Genomic DNA, 20,329 nt, shown 5'->3' on the forward strand with positions numbered 1-20,329 from the left:
ACGCGCGTCATCACGCGCGCTTGGGGCAGGCTCGTGCAGCGGACTTCCGACTCGATGCTAGCACTTGTTTTTTTGCGCGATAACCCCGCAGAAACCTGCTGCATAGCAGCATTTTGCGCGACGTTCGCCGCGAAGCACGCCGGCTCGCAGACGCTGGACGTACAATGCGCGCCATTGTCGACCTGTTGCCGCCCACTGCCTTGAAGAAGTCCGATTTCAACTACGACCTGCCGGCTGAACTGATCGCGCAGGCGCCCCTGGCCGAACGTTCCGCAAGCCGCCTGCTGCTGGTGCCTCCGGCGCCCGATGCCTTCACCGACCTGCAGGTGCGCGACTTGCCGTCGCTGCTGCAGCCGGGCGACCTGCTGGTGTTCAACGACACCCGGGTGATCCCGGCGCGCCTGTTCGGGCAGAAGGCCAGTGGCGGCCGCGTGGAGATTCTGATCGAGCGCCTGCTGGGTGGCCAGCAGGCCCGCGCGCAGGTGGGCGCCAGCAAGTCGCCCAAGGCCGGCAGCCGCATCGCGCTGGATGCCGGTGGCGAAGCCGAGGTGCTGGGTCGCGATGGCGAGTTCTACGTGCTGCAGTTCCATGTGCCGGAATCGCTGGAACAGTGGCTGCTGCATGCCGGCCGCCTGCCGCTGCCGCCCTATATCCAGCGCGAGCCGGGTGTGGATGACCGCGAGCGCTACCAGACCGTGTTCGCGCGTGAAGTGGGCGCGGTGGCGGCACCGACCGCCGGCCTGCATTTCGACGAACCGCTGCTGGCCGCATTGAAGGACAAGGGTGTGGACTTTGGCCACGTCACCCTGCACGTGGGTGCGGGCACCTTCCAGCCGGTGCGTGCCGATGACCTGAAGGACCACGTGATGCACCGCGAGTGGCTGAATGTCGGTGCCGAGCTGGTGCAGCAGGTACGGCGCACGCGTGCCGCCGGCGGCCGCGTGATCGGCGTCGGCACCACCGTGGTGCGCGCGCTGGAAAGCGCGATGCGTGACGGTGAGCTGCTGCCGTTTGCCGGCGAGACCCAGATCTTCATCACCCCGGGCTACCGCATCCGCAGCGTCGACGCGATGGTGACCAACTTCCACCTGCCGGAAAGCACGCTGCTGATGATGATTTCCGCGTTCGCCGGCAAGGCGCGCGTGTTCGAGGCCTACCAGCACGCGATCGCGCAGCGCTACCGTTTCTTCAGTTACGGCGACGCGATGCTGTTGTTCCCGCAGGCGGGGTAGGGCGCTGACCTCTGCCTGCTTGTGGTGGGTGCGCACCGTTGGTGCGCACTTGCCGGTGCCTGGAGGCCAGGAAAGCCACGCATGGCGTGGCTCTACTGCCGTGCCGTTCAGGCCTGAATGGGCGGTCGACCCGGTTTTGGGAGACAATGGGCGACTATTTGCCCGAATGACCGCTCCATGTCCCGATTGCAGTTTCAGCTCAAGACCCGCGACGGCCGTGCCCGCCGTGGCCGCCTGACCTTCCCGCGTGGCACGGTGGAAACGCCGGCCTTCATGCCGGTGGGGACCTATGGCTCGGTCAAGGGCATCCTGCCGGACCAGGTGCGTGCGCTGGGCGCCGAGATCATCCTCGGCAATACCTTCCACCTGTACCTGCGGCCGGGCCTGGACATCATCGCCGACCACGGCGGCCTGCACGGCTTCTGCCGCTGGGATGGCCCGATCCTGACCGACTCCGGCGGCTTCCAGGTGTTCTCGCTGGCCCATCGCCGCAAGATCACCGAACAGGGCGTGACCTTCGCTTCGCCAACCGACGGTGCCCGCGTGTTCCTGGGCCCGGAAGAGAGCATGAAGATCCAGAAGGTGCTCGATTCGGACGTGGTGATGATCTTCGACGAGTGCACCCCGTACCCGGCCACCGAGGATGTCGCCCGCCGTTCGATGGAGCTGAGCCTGCGCTGGGCCCAGCGCAGCCGCAACGCGCATGACGAGCTGGGCAACGACGCGGCCCTGTTCGGCATCGTCCAGGGCGGCGTGCACACCGACCTGCGCAGCCGCTCGGCCGATGCCCTGCAGGCGATCGGTTTCGACGGCTATGCCATCGGCGGCCTGGCCGTGGGCGAGCCCGAAGACGAGCGCAACGCCATGCTCGACCACCTGGACCCGGAACTGCCCGCCGACCGCCCGCGCTACCTGATGGGCGTGGGCCGGCCGGAGGACCTGGTCGAGGGTGTCGCACGTGGCGTGGACATGTTCGACTGCGTGATGCCCACCCGCAACGCGCGCAACGGCCACTATTTCACCTCGTTCGGCACCGTTCGCATCCGTAATTCCCAGTACGCGCGCGACATGGACCCGATCGAGCCGGGCTGCGGCTGCGTGGCCTGCACCGGCGGCTACACCCGGTCCTACCTGCGCCACCTGGACCGCTGCAACGAGATGCTGGCGCCGATGCTGGGCACCCTGCACAACCTGTTCTATTACGAAAAGCTCATGGCCGACATCCGCGCGGCGATCGAGGCGGGAACCTTCCTGGCCTTCCGTGAGTCTTTCTACGCGGCACGCGGGGCGGTCGCGCCGCCCCTGTAACCCGAACACCCCCTGCCAAACGGCCCAAGGACGAATGCCCGGGGCCGTGGCATACTTCAAGGCTGACCCAGATCCGCGGTCGACACCTCGTGCCCGTGAAAGGGCCGAAGCGCCGCCCAACCAAAGGACCAACGATGAACCTGCTTGCCTTCCTGATTCCCGCCGCCCACGCCCAGGCCGCCGGCGGCCAACCGCAGGGCATGGGCCTGACCACGCTGCTGTTCCCGGTCATCCTGATCGCCATCATGTACTTCCTGATGATCCGCCCGCAGATGAAGCGGCAGAAGGAACACAAGTCCATGCTGGAGAAGATCAAGCGTGGTGACGAAGTGCTGACCAATGGCGGCATCGCCGGCAAGGTCACCGACATCGGCGACAACTTCATCACCATCGAAGTGGCCGAGAACGTGCGCATCCGCGTGCAGAAGGGCGCTGTTGGCAGCGTGCTGCCGACCGGCACCCTGGATTCGGCCAAGTAAGCCACTCCCTTTCCGATGCACAACCGCGGCGCCGGGGATGGCGCCGCGCGGGACCCAAGCAATGCTCGAATTTCCACGCTGGAAGTACGTCGTCATCCTGATCGTACTGGCGCTCAGCGCGCTGTACGCGCTGCCCAACATCTACCAGAAGGACCCGGCCCTCCAGATCACCGCCAACCGTGGCGGCCAGATCGACGATGCGCTGCGTGACCGTGTGCTGGCCGACCTGAAGACGGCCGGTGTCACCACCATCGGTGTCGAGAAGGAAGGGGAAAGCCTGATCGTCCGCCTGCCGGACCTGAAGGCGCAGTCCGCTGCCAGCGACGCCCTGCGTGACACGGTCGGCGAAAAGTACACCGTGGCCCTGAACCTGGCCTCGACCGTGCCGGACTGGCTGGCCAACCTCGGCGGTCGTCCGATGGTGCTGGGCCTGGACCTTCAGGGTGGCGTGCACTTCGTGCTTCAGGTCGACCAGAAGGCCGCCCTCGACAAGCGCCTGGACGCCTACACCGAAGACGTGCGCAGCACCCTGCGCGACGCCCGCATCCCGTACCAGTCGGTGGAACGCCGCGCTGACAACAGCATCGTGGCGAACCTGAGCCCGTCCGCCGGTGACGACGCCGCGCAGCGTGCCCGCACCGCCCTGGTGAAGGCGCAGCCGACCCTCGGCTACGACGTCAGCGGCAATCGCATCACGGTGACCGTGCCGGAAACCGAAATCACCCAGATTGCCAACGGCGCCATCGAGCAGAACATCAACACCCTGCGCAACCGCGTGAACCAGCTCGGTGTGGCCGAGCCGATCATCCAGCGCCAGGGTGCCGACCGCGTGGTGGTGCAGCTGCCGGGCGTGCAGGACACCGCCGAAGCAAAGCGCATGATCGGCGCCACCGCTACCCTCGAGTACCGCGCGGTGGTTGACGGCAATGCACAGGACGCCATCAACTCCGGGCGCATTCCGCCGGAAGCGAAGGTCTACCAGCGTCGTGATGGCGGTGGTCCGGTCCTGCTGAACAAGCGCGTGATCGTCACCGGTGACCAGATGGTCGGCGCGCAGGCGGTGACCGATTCGAACAGCGGCTCTCCGGCGGTCAGCGTGACGCTGAACAATGTCGGCGGCCAGCGCATGTTCGACTTCACCAGCGCCAACGTGAACAAGCCGATGGCGGTGGTCTACACCGAGCGCGTGCCGACCGTGACCGTCGTCGACGGCCAGGAAGTGCGTGGCTTCAAGGTCAACGAGGAAGTGATCTCGGTGGCCAACATCAACGGCGTGTTCGGCAAGAACTTCCAGACCACCGGCCTGCAGAAGAAGGAAGCCGAGGACCTGGCCAAGCTGCTGAAGTCCGGCTCGCTGGCCGCGCCGATGGACTTCGTCGAAGAGCGCGTGGTGGGCCCGAGCCTGGGTGCCGAGAACGTCAAGAACGGTATGCGCGCGGTGGTGTTCGCATTCCTGTTCACCCTGGTGTTCTTCAGCGTCTACTACCGCATGTTCGGCGTGATCACCTCGATCGCGATGCTGTTCAACCTGCTGATCGTGGTGGCGGTGATGTCGCTGTTCGGCGCGACCATGACCCTGCCGGGCTTCGCCGGTCTGGCGTTGTCGGTCGGCCTGTCGGTGGACGCCAACGTGCTGATCAACGAGCGTATCCGTGAAGAGCTGCGTGCCGGCGTGCCGGGCAAGACCGCGATCGTGACCGGTTACGAGCGTGCTTCCGGCACCATCCTCGACGCCAACCTGACCGGCCTGATCGTCGGTGTGGCGCTGTTCGCATTCGGTACCGGTCCGCTGAAGGGCTTCGCGCTGACCATGATCATCGGTATTTTCGCCTCCATGTTCACCGCGATCACCGTGTCGCGTGCGCTGGCGACGCTGATCTACGGCCGCCGCAAGAAGCTCCAGAACGTGGCCATCTGACGGGACGACACGCACATGAAACTGTTTCCGCTGCACATCCTCCCGAACGACACCAAGATCGACTTCATGCGCTGGCGCCATGTCGCGATGGTTGTCACGGTCATCGTGTTCCTGGCCTCGGTTGCCATCATCGGCTTCAAGGGCTTCAACTACGCTCTGGACTTCACCGGCGGCACCCTGATCGAAGCCCGCTTCGACAAGGCGGTGGACGTCGAGCAGGTCCGTACCAGGCTCGAGGAAAGTGGCTTCGACGGTGCCCAGGTGCAGAGCGTCGGTGGCAACACCGATCTGCTGATCCGCCTGGCCCCGCACGGTGAGCACGCTGCCGGTACCGGCGACGCCGCGCACGAGGACAAGGCCACCGCCGCCGCCGTGGTGAAGGCACTGTCCACCGCCGACAACCAGGCCACCGTGCTCCGCAACGAGTTCGTGGGCCCGCAGATCGGCAAGGACCTGGCGATGAATGGCCTGTACGCCACCATCTTCATGCTGGCCGGCTTCCTGATCTACATCGCGGTGCGCTTCGAATGGAAGTTCGCGGTCACCGCCAGCATCGTGGCGATGTTCGACCTGATCGTGACGGTCGCTTACGTGTCCCTGCTGGGCCGTGAGTTCGACCTGACCGTGCTGGCCGGCCTGCTGTCGGTGATGGGCTTTGCGATCAACGATCTGATCGTGGTCTTCGACCGCGTCCGCGAGAACTTCCGCAGCCTGCGCGTGGACTCGATGGAAGTGCTGAACCGTTCGATCAACCAGACGCTGTCGCGTACGGTGATCACTGCGGTGATGTTCTTCCTGTCGGCACTTGCCCTGTACATGTACGGCGGCAGCTCGATGGAAGGCCTGGCCGAGACGCACATGATCGGTGCGGTGATCGTGGTGTTGTCCTCGATCCTGGTGGCGGTGCCGATGCTGACGATCGGTTTCCTGCGCGTCAGCAAGCAGGACCTGCTGCCGAAGGCGAAGGACATCGAGGCCCTGGCCCGTCGCCCGTAAGCACCCGCTGCAGGCAACACACAGAGAACCCCGCGCAAGCGGGGTTTTTTGTGTGCAGGGCTTGCAGCCCTGCACCCGCGGTAGTGCCGGCCGCTGGTCGGCAACAGCAATAGCAACAGCGGGCATTCCGTGGAATGGTGGGGCCATGTGGGTTGGCAGGACACGCCGTAAACCCGTCCTTGGGGGCTCGATGGCGCCATCCATGGCGCCAACGGTCCTGCCAACCCACATGGCCCCACCTCTGACAGATTCCTGCGGCTGTTGGATCGCGCGGCTGTTGGTAGGTGTCGACCTTGGTCGACACATCTGTCAGATATTGAATGAGTTCATCCATGTCGACCAAGGTCGACACCTACCAGAGCAGAATGCCGCTCCGACAGATCGCGGAAATCTGTCGAAGGCGGGGTGGGTCCGGTTGCGGGGGTGTCCGCGGCATGGATGCCGCGGCCAAGCCTCCATGGACGGATTTACGGCGTCCCCCGCAACCGGACCCACCCCGCCAACCCACAGGAACCCAGCTTTTGAAGTTGCTCCGGCTCCGGCCGTTGCTCCGGCCTCTGCGGGTGCAGGGTGCAACCCTGCAGAACAAACCCCACCCTACGCCGCCGTCGGTTGTGCAATCTTCCCCCGCGCACTACGATCCTGCGGTTCGCGCGCGCAGGCGCGCGCCCGTATTCCTGCTGAGCGCCCCGCGCGCCGCATCTGCCAACCCGAGGTATCCATGGTCATCAAACCGCGCGTCCGCGGCTTCATCTGCGTCACCACCCACCCGACCGGCTGCGAAGCCGCGGTCAAGCAGCAGATCGACTACATCCGCGCACGTCCGCCGATCCAGAATGGTCCCAAGCGCGTGCTGGTGATCGGCGCCTCCACCGGCTACGGCCTGGCTGCGCGCATCACTGCCGCCTTCGGCAGTGGCGCCGCCACCCTGGGCATCTTCTTCGAACGCCCGGGTAGTGAAACCAAGCCGGGCACCGCGGGCTGGTACAACTCGGCCGCGTTCCACAAGTACGCCGACGAAGCCGGCCTGTACGCGAAGAGCATCAACGGCGATGCCTTCTCCGATGAAGTGAAGGCCAGGACCATCGAGATGATCAAGGCCGATCTCGGCCAGGTCGACCAGGTCGTCTACAGCCTTGCCGCGCCGCGCCGCAAGCACCCGAAAACCGGAGAGATAATCAGCTCCACGCTGAAGCCGATCGGCGAGCCGATCACCCTGCGTGGCCTGGATACCGACAAGGAAGTGCTGACCGAGACCCATCTGCAGCCGGCCACCCCGGAAGAAATCGCTGGCACTGTCGCGGTGATGGGTGGCGAGGACTGGCAGATGTGGATCGATGCGCTGGCCGACGCTGGCGTGCTGGCCAATGGCTGCACCACCACCGCCTTCACCTACGTGGGCGAAGAGATCACCCAGGCGATCTACTGGAATGGCTCGATCGGTGCGGCCAAGAAGGACCTGGACAACAAGGTGCTGGGCCTGCGCGAGAAGCTGGCCAGGATCGGTGGTGATGCACGCGTGTCGGTACTGAAGGCCGTGGTCACCCAGGCCAGCTCGGCCATTCCGACCATGCCGCTGTACCTGTCGCTGCTGTTCAAGGTGATGAAGGAAAAGGGCACGCACGAAGGCTGCATCGAACAGCTCGACGTGCTGTACGACATCCTCTACGGCGGCAAGGCCGATGGCGTGGCGGTCGATCGTCTGCGCCACGACCTGGTCGATGGCGATGGCCACACCGTCGCGCTGGTCGATGACGACGGCCGCCTGCGTGCCGATTACAAGGAAATGGCCGCGGACGTGCAGGGCAAGGTGGTCGCGCTGTGGCCGCAGGTGACCAACGAGAACCTGTACGAGATCAGCGATCTGGCCGGCTACAAGGCCGATTTCCTGCGCCTGTTCGGTTTTGGCGTGGAGGGTGTCGACTACGAGGCCGACGTCAATCCGGACGTGAAGATCGAAAACCTGGTCGACATGACCTGATCAACGAAGAGAGGCGAAAGCCGGCCTTCTCTTTGGGTAGTCGCGGCCGCTGGTACAATCCCGGGTACCTGAGGTTGCTACCAGCGGCTAGGCACTACCATCGGTCATCCGAACTCGAAACCCATCTCCGGCAACGCCGGGCCAACGAAGTCGCCCTGCACGTAGTCCACGCCGGCACTGAACAGCAACGTCATCGAATTGGCATCGCTGACGAACTCGGCGATGGTGCGGATGCCGGCTTCCTGCGCGCGCGCGGTGATCTGGCTGATGCGGTCGATGTTCTCGCGGGTGGCTGCCAGGTCGCTGGTGAAGCCACGGTCCAGCTTGAGGAACTGCGGCTGGAAGTGGGCCAGCAGCTGGAACGAATCCAGCCCCGAACCGAACTGCTCCAGGCCGATGCGGCAGCCCAGCGGTGCTACTTCGGCAAGGAATTGCTGTGCACTGCGCAGGTGGGTGAACACCTTCGCTTCCGGCGCATGCAGCCACAGCCGTTCGCCGGGCACACCCTGAGCCTGCAGCTCGCGGCGCAGGGTAGCGATCATCTGCGGGTCGTCGAACGATTCCGGCGTCACTTTCACCAGCATCTGCGTGGCATGGCCTTCGCGTGCACGCTGGCCCAGCACCGCGATGGCCCGTGACACCACCCAGCGGTTGATGTCGGCCAGCAGGCCGTGCTCCTCCGCGATACCGAGGAACGCGGTCGGACTCAGCAGTTCGCCGTTGTGCTCCAGGCGCAGGTAGGCCTCATACAGCTCCAGCGACTCGCCCTGCAGGTTCAGCACCGGCTGGTAGTGCAGCTGGAAGCCGTCACCGGCCAGCGCTTCACGGATACGGGCGACCCAGCGCAGCACGCGTTCTTCCTCCACGCGGTCGGCGGCGGCCGGGTCGAAGATGCGGCAGGTGTTGCCCAGTTCTGCGGCGGCCTGCGTGCATTCGCTGGCGCGTGCCAGCACCTGGCCGATACTGGCGATCTTCTCGCCCACCTGCACGCCACCGATGCTGACCGTTACCGTGGCCGAGCGTGCGCCGATGCTGAAGACGTGCGCGGCGTAGGCTTCGCGGATGCGCTCGGCCAGTGCCACGGTCTGCGCATAGGGCCCGGCCTGCAGCACGGCGAAATTGTGCTCGCCGAAGCGGGCCAGCTGTGCGTCCTCGCCGACCACCTCGGCCAGCAGCGCGGCGAGCGCGCCGATCAAGGTGTCGGCCGAGGCCAGGCCAATGTCCGGCAGCAGGCGCGCGTAGTGGTCCGGCTCGATCAGCAGCAGGCCGAACTGGCCTTCGCTGCGCCCGGCCTGGGCCACCGCGCTTTCCAGCTGCAGCATGAAGGTCGGGCGATTGAGCAGGCCGGTGACCTGGTCGCGCTGGCGCAGGTCCTCGACCTCACGTGCCAGCTCGGGGTCGAATTCCATGCGGCGGCGGAGCACCACCTGCAGGCAGGATTCGCCTTCGTAGGTGGCAGCGGCAAACTCCATCGTCGCCGGGAACGCACTGCCATCCTCGTGGCGCGCGTCGAGCTGGTACTGCGGCGGCGGCGCCTCGCCACGGCTCAGCCCCTTCAGCAGCTGCTTGAAGCCCTCCACGTGCTGGGCGGCGACCATGTCCAGCAGCGAGATGCCTTCGATGTCGTCGAAATGTTCGTAACCAAACATGTCCAGATAGGCATCGTTGGCGCGGATGTGCATGCCTTCATGCACGTAGGCGATGGGGTCGCGCGAGGAGGCGATCAGCGCGTCGCAGCGGCGCTCGGTTTCGCGCATCTGCGCCTCGATGCGGCGCAGGCCACGACGCGCCTGCAGGTCCACCCACTGGTCGCGGACCACGGCGAGCAGATGCTCCGGACGTTGGCGCAGGGCGAGGGCGCGGATGCCGTGGCTACTGGCCTGCACCAGTTCATCCTCGTCGATGCGCTCGGCCAGCAGCACCAGCGGAATGTCCTTGCCGCTGGCAGCAATATGCTGGGCCACCAGTGGCAGCGGGATGCCCTGGGAGGGCGAAGCCAGCACCAGGTCGATGGCCTGGCTGGCCAGCACCTGGGCCAGCTCGGCTGCATCCTGCGGACGCCACGGGCGTACCGCGATGCCGCTGTTGCGCAGCGTGCTGACGATGGCTTCGGCATTCTCGCCGCTGTCATCGACGATCAGCAGGCGGATGGTGATGTCGTTCGCGTTCTGCATGCACTGCTCCCCAATCTGCAAATCTAGATACACGATGCGCGGCGAACCGTCCATGCGCGCACCCCTTGCACGCATCGAACGGCGATGTGGTTCACACCACGCCACCGGCTGCGTGGCCGCTGGCCCAGGCCCACTGGAAGTTGTAGCCGCCCAGCCAGCCGGTCACATCCAGCACCTCGCCGACGAAATGCAGGCCGGGTACGCGCTTGGATTCCATCGTCGAGGACGAGACCTCGGCAGTATCCACGCCGCCCAGGGTGACCTCGGCGGTGCGGTAGCCCTCGGTGCCACTGGCCACCAGCGGGAACGCGCCCAGCAGCTGTGCGGCCTGGCGCAGCACCGGCTCGTCCAGCTGGCGCACGGGCCGGTCGGGCAGCCAGTGTTCGCACAACCGCTGTGCCAGCCGCTTCGGCAGTACCTCGCCCAGCACCGTGCGCAGCTCGGCGGCAGGACGTTCGCGCTTCATCTGGCGCAACCACTCGCCGGCATCCTGGCCGGGCAGCAGGTCCAGCTCCAGCGCGTCGCCGGGTTGCCAGAACGAGGAGATCTGCAGGATCGCCGGGCCACTCACGCCGCGATGGGTCAGCAGCATGAAATTCTGGAAGCTCTTTCCGTTGCAGCGCGCCTCGATGGGCAGAGCGACGCCGCTGAGGTCGGCCAGCCGTTCCTGGTGCTTGCCGCTGAGCGTCAGCGGCACCAGCCCGGCGCGGGTCGGCAGCACCTGGTGGCCGAACTGTCGGGCCACTTCATAGCCGAAGCCGCTGGCGCCCATGCTGGGAATGGAGAGGCCGCCGGTGGCCACCACCAGCGAGGCGCAATGGAACAGGCCCTGCGTGGTGTGCACGCGGAATCCATCGCTGCCATGCTCGATGCGCTGCACGCTGCAGTCGGTACGCACCTGCACGCCTGCCGCCTGGCATTCGTCCACCAGCATCTTCACGATCTGCTTGGACGAGACATCGCAGAACAACTGGCCCAGCTCTTTTTCGTGATACGCGATGCCGTGCTTGCTGACCAGCTCGATGAAGTGCCAGGGCGTGTAGCGCGCCAGTGCCGACTTGCAGAAGTGCGGGTTGGCCGACAGGAAGTTGGCCGGGGTGGTGCCGGTGTTGGTGAAGTTGCAGCGGCCACCGCCGGACATCAGGATCTTCTTGCCGACCTTGTTGGCATGGTCGATCACCTGCACCTGGCGGCCGCGCTGGCCAGCCGTGATCGCGGTCATCAGCCCGGCCGCACCGGCGCCGATGACAACCACGTCGCAACGGATCGTGCTCATGCCTTGGCGCGCTTGCGCCAGTTCGGGATCACGTCGAGCTGGATCTGGTCGTTGAGCAGCTGCACTTCACCGTCCTGGATCAGCACGCTCCAGCGCATGGCGCGCTGGATCTGCTGGCCCCAGCGCTCGACGAATTCACCGTCCAGATCAACCACCGAGAGATTGTCGAAGCGTGCCAGGCCCTTGCTCTGCTTGCCCCACCAGATCTCCGAGGCGTTGCCGCCGTAGTTGATCACCTGCACCTGGCGGCTGCGATTGCTGGCCTTGCGGATACGCGATTCGTCCGGATGGCCCAGGTCGATCCACTGCAGGATGTCGCCGGTGTAGTCGTGTTCCCACAGATCCGGCTCGTCATCGGTGCTCAGGCCGCGGCCGAATTCCAGGCGGTCGCCGGCGTTCAGCGCGAAGGCGAGCAGGCGCACCATCAGGCGATCGTCGGTCTCGGACGGATGCTGGGCCAGGGTCAGGTTGTGGGTCGCGTAGTAGCCGCGATCCATGTCGCTGATCTGCAGTTCGGCCTTGCGGATGGTGGCGGTGAGGGCCATGGGGGGTCCGTGGACTAAAGACGACAATGATAGAGGTTTGCTCCAGGGGTGTCCGTTGCCGGTCTGTCTGCGCAGCGTCAACGGTGGCACTCTTGCGCTCTTTCCCGTGGCCGGAGTGGACGCCATGACCTTGCCCAGCCGCCTGCAGCTGCCGCCCGGCCACTGGTCCAGCCTGCTCGATGGCCTGTGCGTGCGTTTCCCGCGCATCGACCGTGCGCAATGGCAGGACCGCTTCGCCCGAGGCCGCGTGCAGGATGCGCAGGGCAGGGCACTGGCGCCGGACATGCCTTGGCAGGTGGGGCTGGAAATCCAGTACTTCCGCGAGGTGGCCGACGAGCCGGTGATTCCCTTCGCCGAGACCATCCTGCATCTGGATGCGCACCTGCTGGTGGCCGACAAACCGCACTTCCTGCCGGTGACGCCGGCCGGTGGGTATGTACGCGAAACCCTGCTCTCGCGCCTGGTCGTCCGCACCGGCAACACCGAGCTGGTGCCGCTGCACCGCTTGGACCGGCTGACCGCCGGCCTGGTACTGTTTTCCACCCAGGCAGCCACGCGTGATGCCTACCAGCGGCTGTTCCGCGAGCGGCGCATCGGGAAGACCTACGAGGCGCTGGCACCGGCGCTGCCTGGGCTGGAGTTTCCGCTGCAGCGGGACAGTCGTCTGGTGCCGGGGGAGCCGTTCTTCCGCATGGCCGAAGTGCCGGGCGAGCCCAATGCCCGCAGCCGGATCGAGCTGATCGAGGCCGAGGGGCCGGTCTGGCGCTACCGGTTGCGGCCGGAAACCGGCCGCAAGCACCAGCTGCGCGTGCATATGGCGATGCTGGGCGCCCCCATCGAGGGCGATGACCTGTATCCGCAGCTGAGGCCGCGCCCGGATGAAACGGTCGAGTCACCCCTGCAGCTGCTGGCGCAGGGGCTGGCCTTCGACGATCCATTGAGTGGGGAGCCCAGGCGGTTCAGCAGTCAGCGTCGCCTGTGCCTGCCGGGCCAGAGCGGGTAGGGCCGTTCAGCGAACCGGGCGCCGCGCAAGCCAGCGGTCCAGCTCGGCGGCGAACAGCTGCCGGTCGCGCGGGCCCAGCGGCGGTGGGCCCCCGGTCTGCACCCCGGCGCCGCGCAGCTCTTCCATGAAATTGCGCATCGACAGCCGCTCGGCCATGTTGTTCGGCGTGTACAGCTGGCCGCGTGGGTTCAGCGCCACCGCCTTCTTTTCCAGCACCAGTGCGGCCAGCGGGATATCCTGGGTGACCACCAGGTCGCCAGCGGCGACCCGTTCGACGATGGCGCTGTCGGCCACGTCCAGGCCCTGGGGGACCTGGATCGAGCGCAGCCAGCGTGAGGGCGGGGTCCGGATCCACTGGTTGGCAACCAGGGTCAGCTCGATCCCAACGCGTTCAGCGGCACGGAACAGGATGTCGCGAATGACGGTGGGGCAGGCGTCCGCGTCTACCCATATGCGTGGGAGAGCGGGTTCAGCTTGGGTTTCAGCTTCAGTCATTTACCCAGTGTAGGGTAGGAAAATCCTGAATGGGGACTCGGAGTTAGCCTCGATCGGCTGCCAGCCCTTGTCACGTCTAGCGGGCGGGGTCTGCCCATGAACGTCCGGGCTATCGCTTTTTGCAGAAAACACGCGTATCGTTCGTCCCACTGTGTTTGCTAGGGTCACCGTGAATCGTGGCCTGGTGCAGTTGATCTCACGATCCGCTCATCGATCCGCTTTACCAACGCCTGCAACTCAGTCTCGGCCCCGATACCCGGTGGCTGCGATTTTTTCAACATGTGTTTCAGGAGTTAGTCAAATGTCTGATCGTCAGACCGGCACCGTCAAGTGGTTCAACGACGCCAAGGGCTTCGGCTTCATCACCCCGGAAAGCGGCCCGGACCTGTTTGTGCACTTCCGTGCCATCCAGGGCACCGGCTTCAAGACCCTGCAGGAAGGCCAGAAGGTTACCTTCATCGCCGTCCAGGGTCAGAAGGGTATGCAGGCTGACCAGGTGCAGGCGGTCTAATCCGTCTGCTACCGTTTGGTAGCCAGAACGCCGGAAGCGAAAGCTTCCGGCGTTTTTTATTGCCCGCCGTTTTTTGTAGAGTCGAGCCACGCTCGACTGTTCTCAAAGCCAGTCGAGCATGGCTCGACTCTACAAAGGGCATGCACTGCGCGCGGTACGATGTGGGCCTCCCCAAGGATCACCCCCCATGCGCATCGTCCACCATCTGGAAAACTCCCGTTCCCTGCGCGTGCTGTGGATGCTGGAGGAGCTGGGGCTGGACTACGAACTGCGCCGTTATCCCCGCGATCCGAAGACGCTGCTGGCACCGCCGGAACTGCGTAACGTGCATCCGCTGGGCAAGTCGCCGGTGCTGCAGGATGGCGAGCTGGTACTGGCCGAGTCCGGCGCGATCCTCGACTACCTCGCGGATCGCTATGACACCCAACGCCAGCTGTCGCCGTCACCGATGCCGGCCGATGGCGCCGAGCGCATCGCCTACCGCTACTGGCTGCACTACGCCGAAGGCTCGGCGATGCCGCCGCTGCTGCTGACCCTGGTGATGGGCCGCATCCGCAACGCGCCGATGCCGTTCTTCGCCCGCCCGATCGCACGCAGCATTGCCGACAAGGCCGAGCGCGGCTTCATCGGCCCGCAGCGGCGCCTGCACCTGGACTGGATGGAGCGCCGCCTGGCCGAAAGCCCGTGGTTTGCCGGTGAGCGCTTCAGTGCGGCCGACATCCAGATGAGCTTCCCGATCCAGGCCGCTGCCGCGCGCGGTGGTGGCCTCGACGACAAGCCGGCACTGCGTGGCTTCCTCAAGCGTATCGGTGAGCGCCCGGCCTACCAGCGTGCCGAGGCCCACGGCGGCCACCTGCAGGCGCTCAGCGGCAATTGAGGCGGGCGGCCGTCGCCCCCATCTTCAGCACCATGGATACCGACAGCCCCCGTTTCGACAACCGCCTGCTGCATACCCTGCCGGGCGACCCCGAATCCGGCCCGCGCCGCCGCGAAGTGCTGGGCGCGGCCTGGTCGCCGGTGATGCCGACCCCGGTGACGGCGCCCACGCTGCTGGCCTGGGCGCCGGACGTCGCCGCGATGCTCGGCTTCGATACCGCTGAGGTCGAGAGCGAAGGTTTCGCGCGTGTATTCGGTGGCAACGCACTGTATGCAGGCATGCAGCCATGGGCCGCCAACTACGGTGGCCATCAGTTCGGCCATTGGGCGGGCCAGCTCGGCGACGGCCGCGCGATCTCGCTGGGCGAACTGGTCGCACCCGATGGCCGTCACTGGGAACTGCAGCTGAAGGGTGCCGGACCGACGCCGTATTCGCGCGGCGCCGATGGCCGCGCAGTGCTGCGCTCATCGATCCGCGAATTCCTGTGCAGCGAAGCGATGCACCATCTGGGGGTGCCGACCACGCGCGCGTTGTCGCTGGTCGGCACCGGTGACGACGTGGTGCGCGACATGTTCTACGACGGCCACCCGCGCGCGGAGCCGGGTGCCATCGTGTGCCGGGTATCGCCGTCGTTCCTGCGCTTTGGTTCGTTCGAACTGCCGGCCTCGCGCGGTGAAACCGCCCTGCTGCAGCAGCTGGTGGATGCCTGCATCGCCCGCGACTTCCCCGGACTGCAAGGGCAGGGCGAGGCGCTGTATGGCGACTGGTTCGCGCAGATCGCGGTGCGAACCGCCGAGATGATCGCGCACTGGATGCGCGTGGGTTTCGTGCATGGCGTGATGAACACCGACAACCTGTCCGTGCTCGGCCTCACACTTGATTACGGCCCTTACGGCTGGGTCGAGGATTTCGATCCGGACTGGACGCCGAACACCACCGACGCACAGGGCAGGCGTTATCGTTTCGGTACCCAGCCGCAGGTGGCGTACTGGAACCTGAGCCGATTGGCGCAGGCATTGTCGCCGTTGTTCGCCGATGTGGCGCCGCTGCAGGCCGGTCTGGCGGCCTACCAGTCCACCTTCGTGGCCTGCACCCGTCGCGATGCCGCAGCCAAGCTGGGCCTGGCCGCTGCCGACGATGACGACCTGCAGCTCTACCTGCGCTGGCAGCAGTTGATGCAGGACGGTGCCATGGACATGACCCTGGCCTGGCGCGCGCTGATGCGCCTCGATCCGACGGCAGCGGATGCGGCGCTGCTGGACGCGGTGTACTACGACGAGGCGCGCCAGCAGGCGGTGCAGGCACCGTTGCAGCAGTGGCTGCAGGACTACGCGGCACGGTTGCAGGCCGATCCGTTGTCGGCCAGCGAACGCACGGCGAAGATGGCCGCGGCCAATCCGCTGTATGTGCTGCGCAACTGGTTGGCGCAGGAAGCCATCGACCGCGCCGAACAGGGCGACCTCGGCGGTGTTCATGCGTTGCAGGACGTACTGCGTGATCCGTACACCGAGCGTGCCGGGCTGGAGCATTTCGCCGGCAAGCGCCCGGCGTGGGCCGACAACCGCGCCGGCTGCTCGATGCTGTCCTGCAGTTCCTGAGGGTGGGTTTCGGCAGGGCTGCGCCCTGCACCCGCAGAGGCCAGGGCAACAGCCAGAGCAAAAGCGGATTCCGTGGTCTGGCGGGGCGGTGTGGGGCTGCAGGACACGCCGTAAACCCGTCCATGGGGGCTCGATGGCGCCATCCATGGCGCCAACGGTCCTGCAGCCCCACACCGCCCCGCCTCCGACAGATTCCCGCTGCTGTGGGTAGGTGTCGACCTTGGTCGACACGGTAGATCCACGCCATGCGTGGATGCTCTTCGTTCAATTCTCGAAACATTCGATTTCGATAGAGATCCATCCACGCATGGCGTGGATCTACAGAAAGCAATGCCCGACAGATCGCAGAAATCTGTCGAAGGCGGGGTGGGTCCGGTTGCGGGAGTGTCCGCGGCATGGATGCCGCGGCCAAGCCCCGGGGGTCACTTCATGGACGGGTTTACGGCGTCTCCCGCAACCGGACCCGCCCCGCCATCCCACGGAATGCCGCTCTTGACGTTGATCTTGATGTTGCTGTGGCTTCTGCAGGTGCCGGGCGCAGCCCGGCAGACACCCCCCAACAGGCAGGCGGCGCCCGGAACAGGTACCCTATGCCGCCATCAGATAGCCAACGTGACATGACCGACGCCATCGTCGCTCCGCAGTGGGCCTCCCGCCTGCGCGACATCGCCGACTTCCCCAAGCCCGGCATCCTGTTCAAGGACATCATGCCGCTGCTCGCCCACGGCGAGGACTTCCGCGGTGCCATCACCGCGATGGCCGACCGCTGGCGCGACCAGAAGCTGGACGCGGTGGTCGGCATCGAATCGCGCGGCTTCATCCTCGGCGCCGCGATGGCGCTGGAACTGGGCGTCGGCTTCGTGCCGGTGCGCAAGCCGGGCAAGCTGCCGGGCCAGGTGCTGCGCGAGGAATACACGCTGGAATACCGCAGCGACTGCATCGAAGTGCACGCCGATGCGCTGCCGGCCGGTGCCCGCGTGGCAATCATCGACGACGTGCTGGCTACGGGTGGCACGCTGGTCGCCGCGTTGTCGCTGGTGCGCCGCCTGGGCGTTGACGTGGTCGGTGCCGGCGTGCTGGTCGAACTGGACGGTCTCGGCGGCCGCGCCCGCTGGGAAGCGGACCTGCCGCTGCACACCGAACTGGTGTTCTGATCGAAGGGTGGGTGCCAACCAAGGTTGGCATCTACCAGAGCGAATGGCCTGGAGCCGGTAGTTGCCAACCTTGGGTGGCAGCGCTGTTGCCGTTCGCTGTTCCCACAGAGTCGAGCATGGCTCGACTCTACAGGTCACCCGGTTACATCATCCGCACGCGGAAACGTCGGCCCTTGATCTTGCCGGCTTCCAGCTTGGCCACGGCCTTGTTGGCCTGCTCACGCGCGATCGCCACATAGGAGCGGGTTGGGAAGATCGCGATCTTGCCGATGAACTTGCTCGACAGGCCGGCGTCGCCGGTCAGTGCACCGAGGATATCGCCCGGGCGCAGCTTGTCGGTCTTGCCACCGTCGATACGCAGCGTGCGCATCGCGGCCTGCGGCAGCTCGGCCGGGCGCGAAGTCGCCAGCGGCGTCTTCTGCCAGTCCAGTGGCTGACCCATCTGCGCTTCGATGGCTTCGGCACGGGTCTTCTCGCGGCCGGCCACCAGGCTGATCGCCAGGCCGCTGGCACCAGCACGGCCAGTACGGCCCACGCGGTGCTGGTAGCTCTCCACGTCGGTCGGCAGCTCGTAGTTGATTACCGCCGCCAGCTCTTCCACGTCCAGGCCGCGTGCGGCCACATCGCTGGCCACCAGTACGTTGCAGCTGCGGTTGGCCAGCAGCAACAACACTTCCTCGCGGTCGCGCTGCTCCATGTCGCCGTGCAGGGCCAGTGCGGAGAAGCCGAACTGCTGCAGCGAGTTGGCCACTTCGTCCACGTCCTTGCGGGTGTTGCAGAACACCACCGCCGATTCCGGCGTGTACTTCAGCAGCAGGCCAGCCAGCGCCTTCTGGCGGTGCGCCGGTTCCACCTCGCAGAACAGATGGCGGATGGCCGGTGCCTGGTCGGCACCCTCCACGGTCACTTCCACCGCGTCGCGCAGCAGGTCACGCGCCATGGTGCGGATGCTGTCGGGGAAGGTGGCCGAGAACAGCAGGCTCTGGCGATCCTTGTGGGTGCGGCCGGCGATCTCGCGGATCGGCTCCTCGAAGCCCATGTCGAGCATGCGGTCGGCTTCGTCCAGCACCAGCGTGCGCACCGCGCCAAGATTCAGCGCGCGCTTGCGTGCAAGCTCCTGCACACGGCCAGGAGTGCCGACCACCACGTGCGGGTCGTGGCCTTCCAGCGACGCCAGCTGCGGGCCCAGCGGCACACCGCCGACCAGCAGCAGCAGCTTCAGGTTGGGGATGCCGGTGGCCAGCTTGCGGATCTGCTTGCCGACCTGGTCGGCCAATTCGCGGGTCGGGCACAGCACCAGCGCCTGCACGCGGATCAGGCTGGGGTCGATGGCCTGCAGCAGGCCGAGGCCGAAGGCGGCGGTCTTGCCGCTGCCGGTCGGCGCCTGTGCGATCACATCGCGGCCATCCAGGATGGCCGGCAGGCTCTGCGCCTGCACGGGGGTAAGGGTGGTGTAGCCGAGGGCATCCAGGCCGGGCTGCAGGGCCGGGCTCAGCGGCAGGGTCGAGAAGTCAGTCATGGCGCATTGTACCCGTCCGCGCGGCCGCTCCCGCCTAATGGGGTGGGGTCGGATCCCTTTCCGCAGGAAAGGGCTCTGACCCCCAATTGGAGCCGCCATCCACGCATGGCGTGGATCTACTGGTGGGTGCCGACCTTGGTCGGCACGCTCCTGCTCAGCCAAGCACCGCCAGCACGCCCTGGTGGATCGCCAGGCCCCCGAACAGCAGCCAGGCGAACAGGATCAGTGCCAGCAGCAGCGGCTTCAGGCCGGCCTGGCGCAGCGCCGAGACGTGGGTGGTCAGGCCCAGCGCGGCCATCGCCATCGCCAGCAGCACGGTATCCAGCTGCACCAGCCCCGCCTGAAGGCCGGCCGGCAGCAGATGCAGCGAGTTGAACCCGGCCACCGCCACGAAACCAAAAGCGAACCACGGCACCACAATGCGCGCCTTGCTGCCATCGGCGCTGGCCTTGCCGCCACGCGCCAGCCACAGCGACAGCGCCACCAGGAACGGTGCCAGCAGCATCACCCGCACCATCTTGGTGATCACCGCCGTGTCAGCCGCCGCTTCGTTGACCGCGCGGCCAGCGGCGACTACCTGTGCCACTTCATGCACCGTCGCGCCGGTGAACAGACCGTACTGGCGCGCGTCCATTGCCAGCCAGCCGTGCGACTGCACCAGCGCATACAGGGCGGGATACAGGAACATCGCCAGCGTGCCGAACACCACCACTGTCGACACCGCTACCGTGACCTGCGCAGCACGGCCACGCACCACCGGTTCGGCGGCCATCACCGCTGCCGCGCCGCAGATCGCGCTGCCGGCACCGATCAGCATCGCCGCCTCGCGTTCCATCTTGAACACGCGCATGCCCAGCCAGCAGGCCAGTCCGAAGGTGCTGGCCACCACCAGCACGTCCATCAGCACGCCGCTGACGCCGACATGGCCGATGTCCTGGAAGGTCAGGCGCAGGCCGTACAGCACGATGCCGGCGCGTAGCAGCCAATGCTTGGAGAAACCGACGCCGGCCGCGCTGCTTGGCGCGAGCCGCGGGTAGAGGGTGTTGCCGACCACGATGCCGGCGACGATGGCGACGGTCAGTGCACTCAGGCCATGCGCCTGCAACCAGGGAAGCTTGGCCAGGTACAGCGACGCCGCCGCGATCAGGCCCACCAGCAGAAGGCCGGGCAGACGCGGCTGCCAGCGTTGGCGCAGGGCGGGCAGGGACCAGGGGGAGAGAGCGGGGGCGTTCATGACAGGGGCAGGGCTGGGGTGACGTGGCA

Annotated in this window: 17 protein-coding genes; 11 read left to right on the plus strand and 6 right to left on the minus strand. The window is 66.5% G+C overall.

The window, feature by feature from the left end:
- Positions 1–164 precede the first annotated feature (164 nt).
- The 6 genes from queA to fabV all read left to right on the plus strand — a co-directional run bounded on the left by queA (position 165) and on the right by fabV (position 7,914).
- Entirely contained in the window at positions 165–1,232 is a 1,068-nt protein-coding gene (gene queA, locus ACZK45_RS08685) for a tRNA preQ1(34) S-adenosylmethionine ribosyltransferase-isomerase QueA (RefSeq protein WP_478445691.1), read from the plus strand.
- A gap of 177 nt (positions 1,233–1,409) precedes the next feature.
- Positions 1,410–2,540 (plus strand): tRNA guanosine(34) transglycosylase Tgt, encoded by a 1,131-nt coding sequence (tgt, locus tag ACZK45_RS08690; protein ID WP_125895585.1) that lies wholly within the window; start codon positions 1,410–1,412, stop codon positions 2,538–2,540.
- Positions 2,541–2,674: 134 nt separating this feature from the next.
- Entirely contained in the window at positions 2,675–3,019 is a 345-nt protein-coding gene (gene yajC / locus ACZK45_RS08695; protein ID WP_046430173.1) for a preprotein translocase subunit YajC, read from the plus strand.
- A 61-nt stretch (positions 3,020–3,080) separates the two neighbouring features.
- Positions 3,081–4,937 carry a protein translocase subunit SecD gene (secD, locus tag ACZK45_RS08700; protein WP_049437257.1) on the plus strand — a complete coding sequence of 619 codons (1,857 nt, stop codon included), beginning with the start codon at positions 3,081–3,083 and terminating at the stop codon, positions 4,935–4,937.
- A 15-nt stretch (positions 4,938–4,952) separates the two neighbouring features.
- The gene (gene secF, locus ACZK45_RS08705) at positions 4,953–5,933 is read left to right on the plus strand and encodes a protein translocase subunit SecF (protein WP_125895587.1); all 981 of its coding nucleotides are present in this window, start codon (positions 4,953–4,955) and stop codon (positions 5,931–5,933) included.
- A gap of 721 nt (positions 5,934–6,654) precedes the next feature.
- Entirely contained in the window at positions 6,655–7,914 is a 1,260-nt protein-coding gene (fabV, locus tag ACZK45_RS08710) for an enoyl-ACP reductase FabV (protein WP_478445692.1), read from the plus strand.
- Positions 7,915–8,018: 104 nt separating this feature from the next.
- Here fabV and ACZK45_RS08715 read toward each other — a convergent pair whose 3' ends face one another.
- From ACZK45_RS08715 to ACZK45_RS08725, 3 genes are all read right to left on the minus strand, one after another.
- Entirely contained in the window at positions 8,019–10,088 is a 2,070-nt protein-coding gene (locus ACZK45_RS08715) for a GGDEF/EAL domain-containing response regulator (RefSeq protein ID WP_478445693.1), read from the minus strand.
- A 91-nt stretch (positions 10,089–10,179) separates the two neighbouring features.
- Complete coding sequence (locus tag ACZK45_RS08720) at positions 10,180–11,364, minus strand: BaiN/RdsA family NAD(P)/FAD-dependent oxidoreductase (RefSeq protein ID WP_121503055.1); 1,185 nt, start codon at positions 11,362–11,364, stop codon at positions 10,180–10,182.
- The gene (locus tag ACZK45_RS08725) at positions 11,361–11,909 is read right to left on the minus strand and encodes a YaeQ family protein (protein ID WP_049400101.1); all 549 of its coding nucleotides are present in this window, start codon (positions 11,907–11,909) and stop codon (positions 11,361–11,363) included. Before ACZK45_RS08725 ends, ACZK45_RS08720 begins: the two co-directional genes overlap by 4 nt.
- Before the next feature lie 124 nt (positions 11,910–12,033).
- Here ACZK45_RS08725 and ACZK45_RS08730 point away from each other — a divergent pair, with 124 nt between their 5' ends.
- Positions 12,034–12,912, plus strand: a complete 879-nt coding sequence (locus tag ACZK45_RS08730) for a pseudouridine synthase (RefSeq protein WP_478445694.1) — start codon at positions 12,034–12,036, stop codon at positions 12,910–12,912.
- A 6-nt stretch (positions 12,913–12,918) separates the two neighbouring features.
- On the opposite strand, the gene ACZK45_RS08735 is transcribed toward ACZK45_RS08730, so the two are convergent.
- Positions 12,919–13,407, minus strand: a complete 489-nt coding sequence (locus ACZK45_RS08735) for a YaiI/YqxD family protein (protein ID WP_010484520.1) — start codon at positions 13,405–13,407, stop codon at positions 12,919–12,921.
- 301 nt (positions 13,408–13,708) lie between these two features.
- On the opposite strand from ACZK45_RS08735, the gene ACZK45_RS08740 reads away from it, so the two are divergent.
- From ACZK45_RS08740 to ACZK45_RS08755, 4 genes are all read left to right on the plus strand, one after another.
- Positions 13,709–13,918: a cold-shock protein gene (locus tag ACZK45_RS08740; protein ID WP_004153307.1), complete on the plus strand. Its 210-nt coding sequence runs from the start codon at positions 13,709–13,711 to the stop codon at positions 13,916–13,918.
- Positions 13,919–14,105: 187 nt separating this feature from the next.
- Complete coding sequence (locus tag ACZK45_RS08745; protein ID WP_010484523.1) at positions 14,106–14,795, plus strand: glutathione S-transferase family protein; 690 nt, start codon at positions 14,106–14,108, stop codon at positions 14,793–14,795.
- A 32-nt stretch (positions 14,796–14,827) separates the two neighbouring features.
- Positions 14,828–16,393: a protein adenylyltransferase SelO gene (locus tag ACZK45_RS08750; RefSeq protein ID WP_478445695.1), complete on the plus strand. Its 1,566-nt coding sequence runs from the start codon at positions 14,828–14,830 to the stop codon at positions 16,391–16,393.
- Between the two features lie 617 nt (positions 16,394–17,010).
- The gene (locus tag ACZK45_RS08755) at positions 17,011–17,547 is read left to right on the plus strand and encodes an adenine phosphoribosyltransferase (protein WP_032969786.1); all 537 of its coding nucleotides are present in this window, start codon (positions 17,011–17,013) and stop codon (positions 17,545–17,547) included.
- 142 nt (positions 17,548–17,689) lie between these two features.
- On the opposite strand, the gene dbpA is transcribed toward ACZK45_RS08755, so the two are convergent.
- A complete protein-coding gene (gene dbpA, locus ACZK45_RS08760; RefSeq protein ID WP_049461879.1) occupies positions 17,690–19,066 on the minus strand; it encodes an ATP-dependent RNA helicase DbpA in 1,377 nt (458 codons plus the stop codon).
- A 154-nt stretch (positions 19,067–19,220) separates the two neighbouring features.
- Entirely contained in the window at positions 19,221–20,300 is a 1,080-nt protein-coding gene (locus ACZK45_RS08765; protein ID WP_478445696.1) for a YeiH family protein, read from the minus strand.
- Positions 20,301–20,329 lie beyond the last annotated feature (29 nt).

This window comes from Stenotrophomonas sp. 63632_Sma, assembly GCF_056482875.1.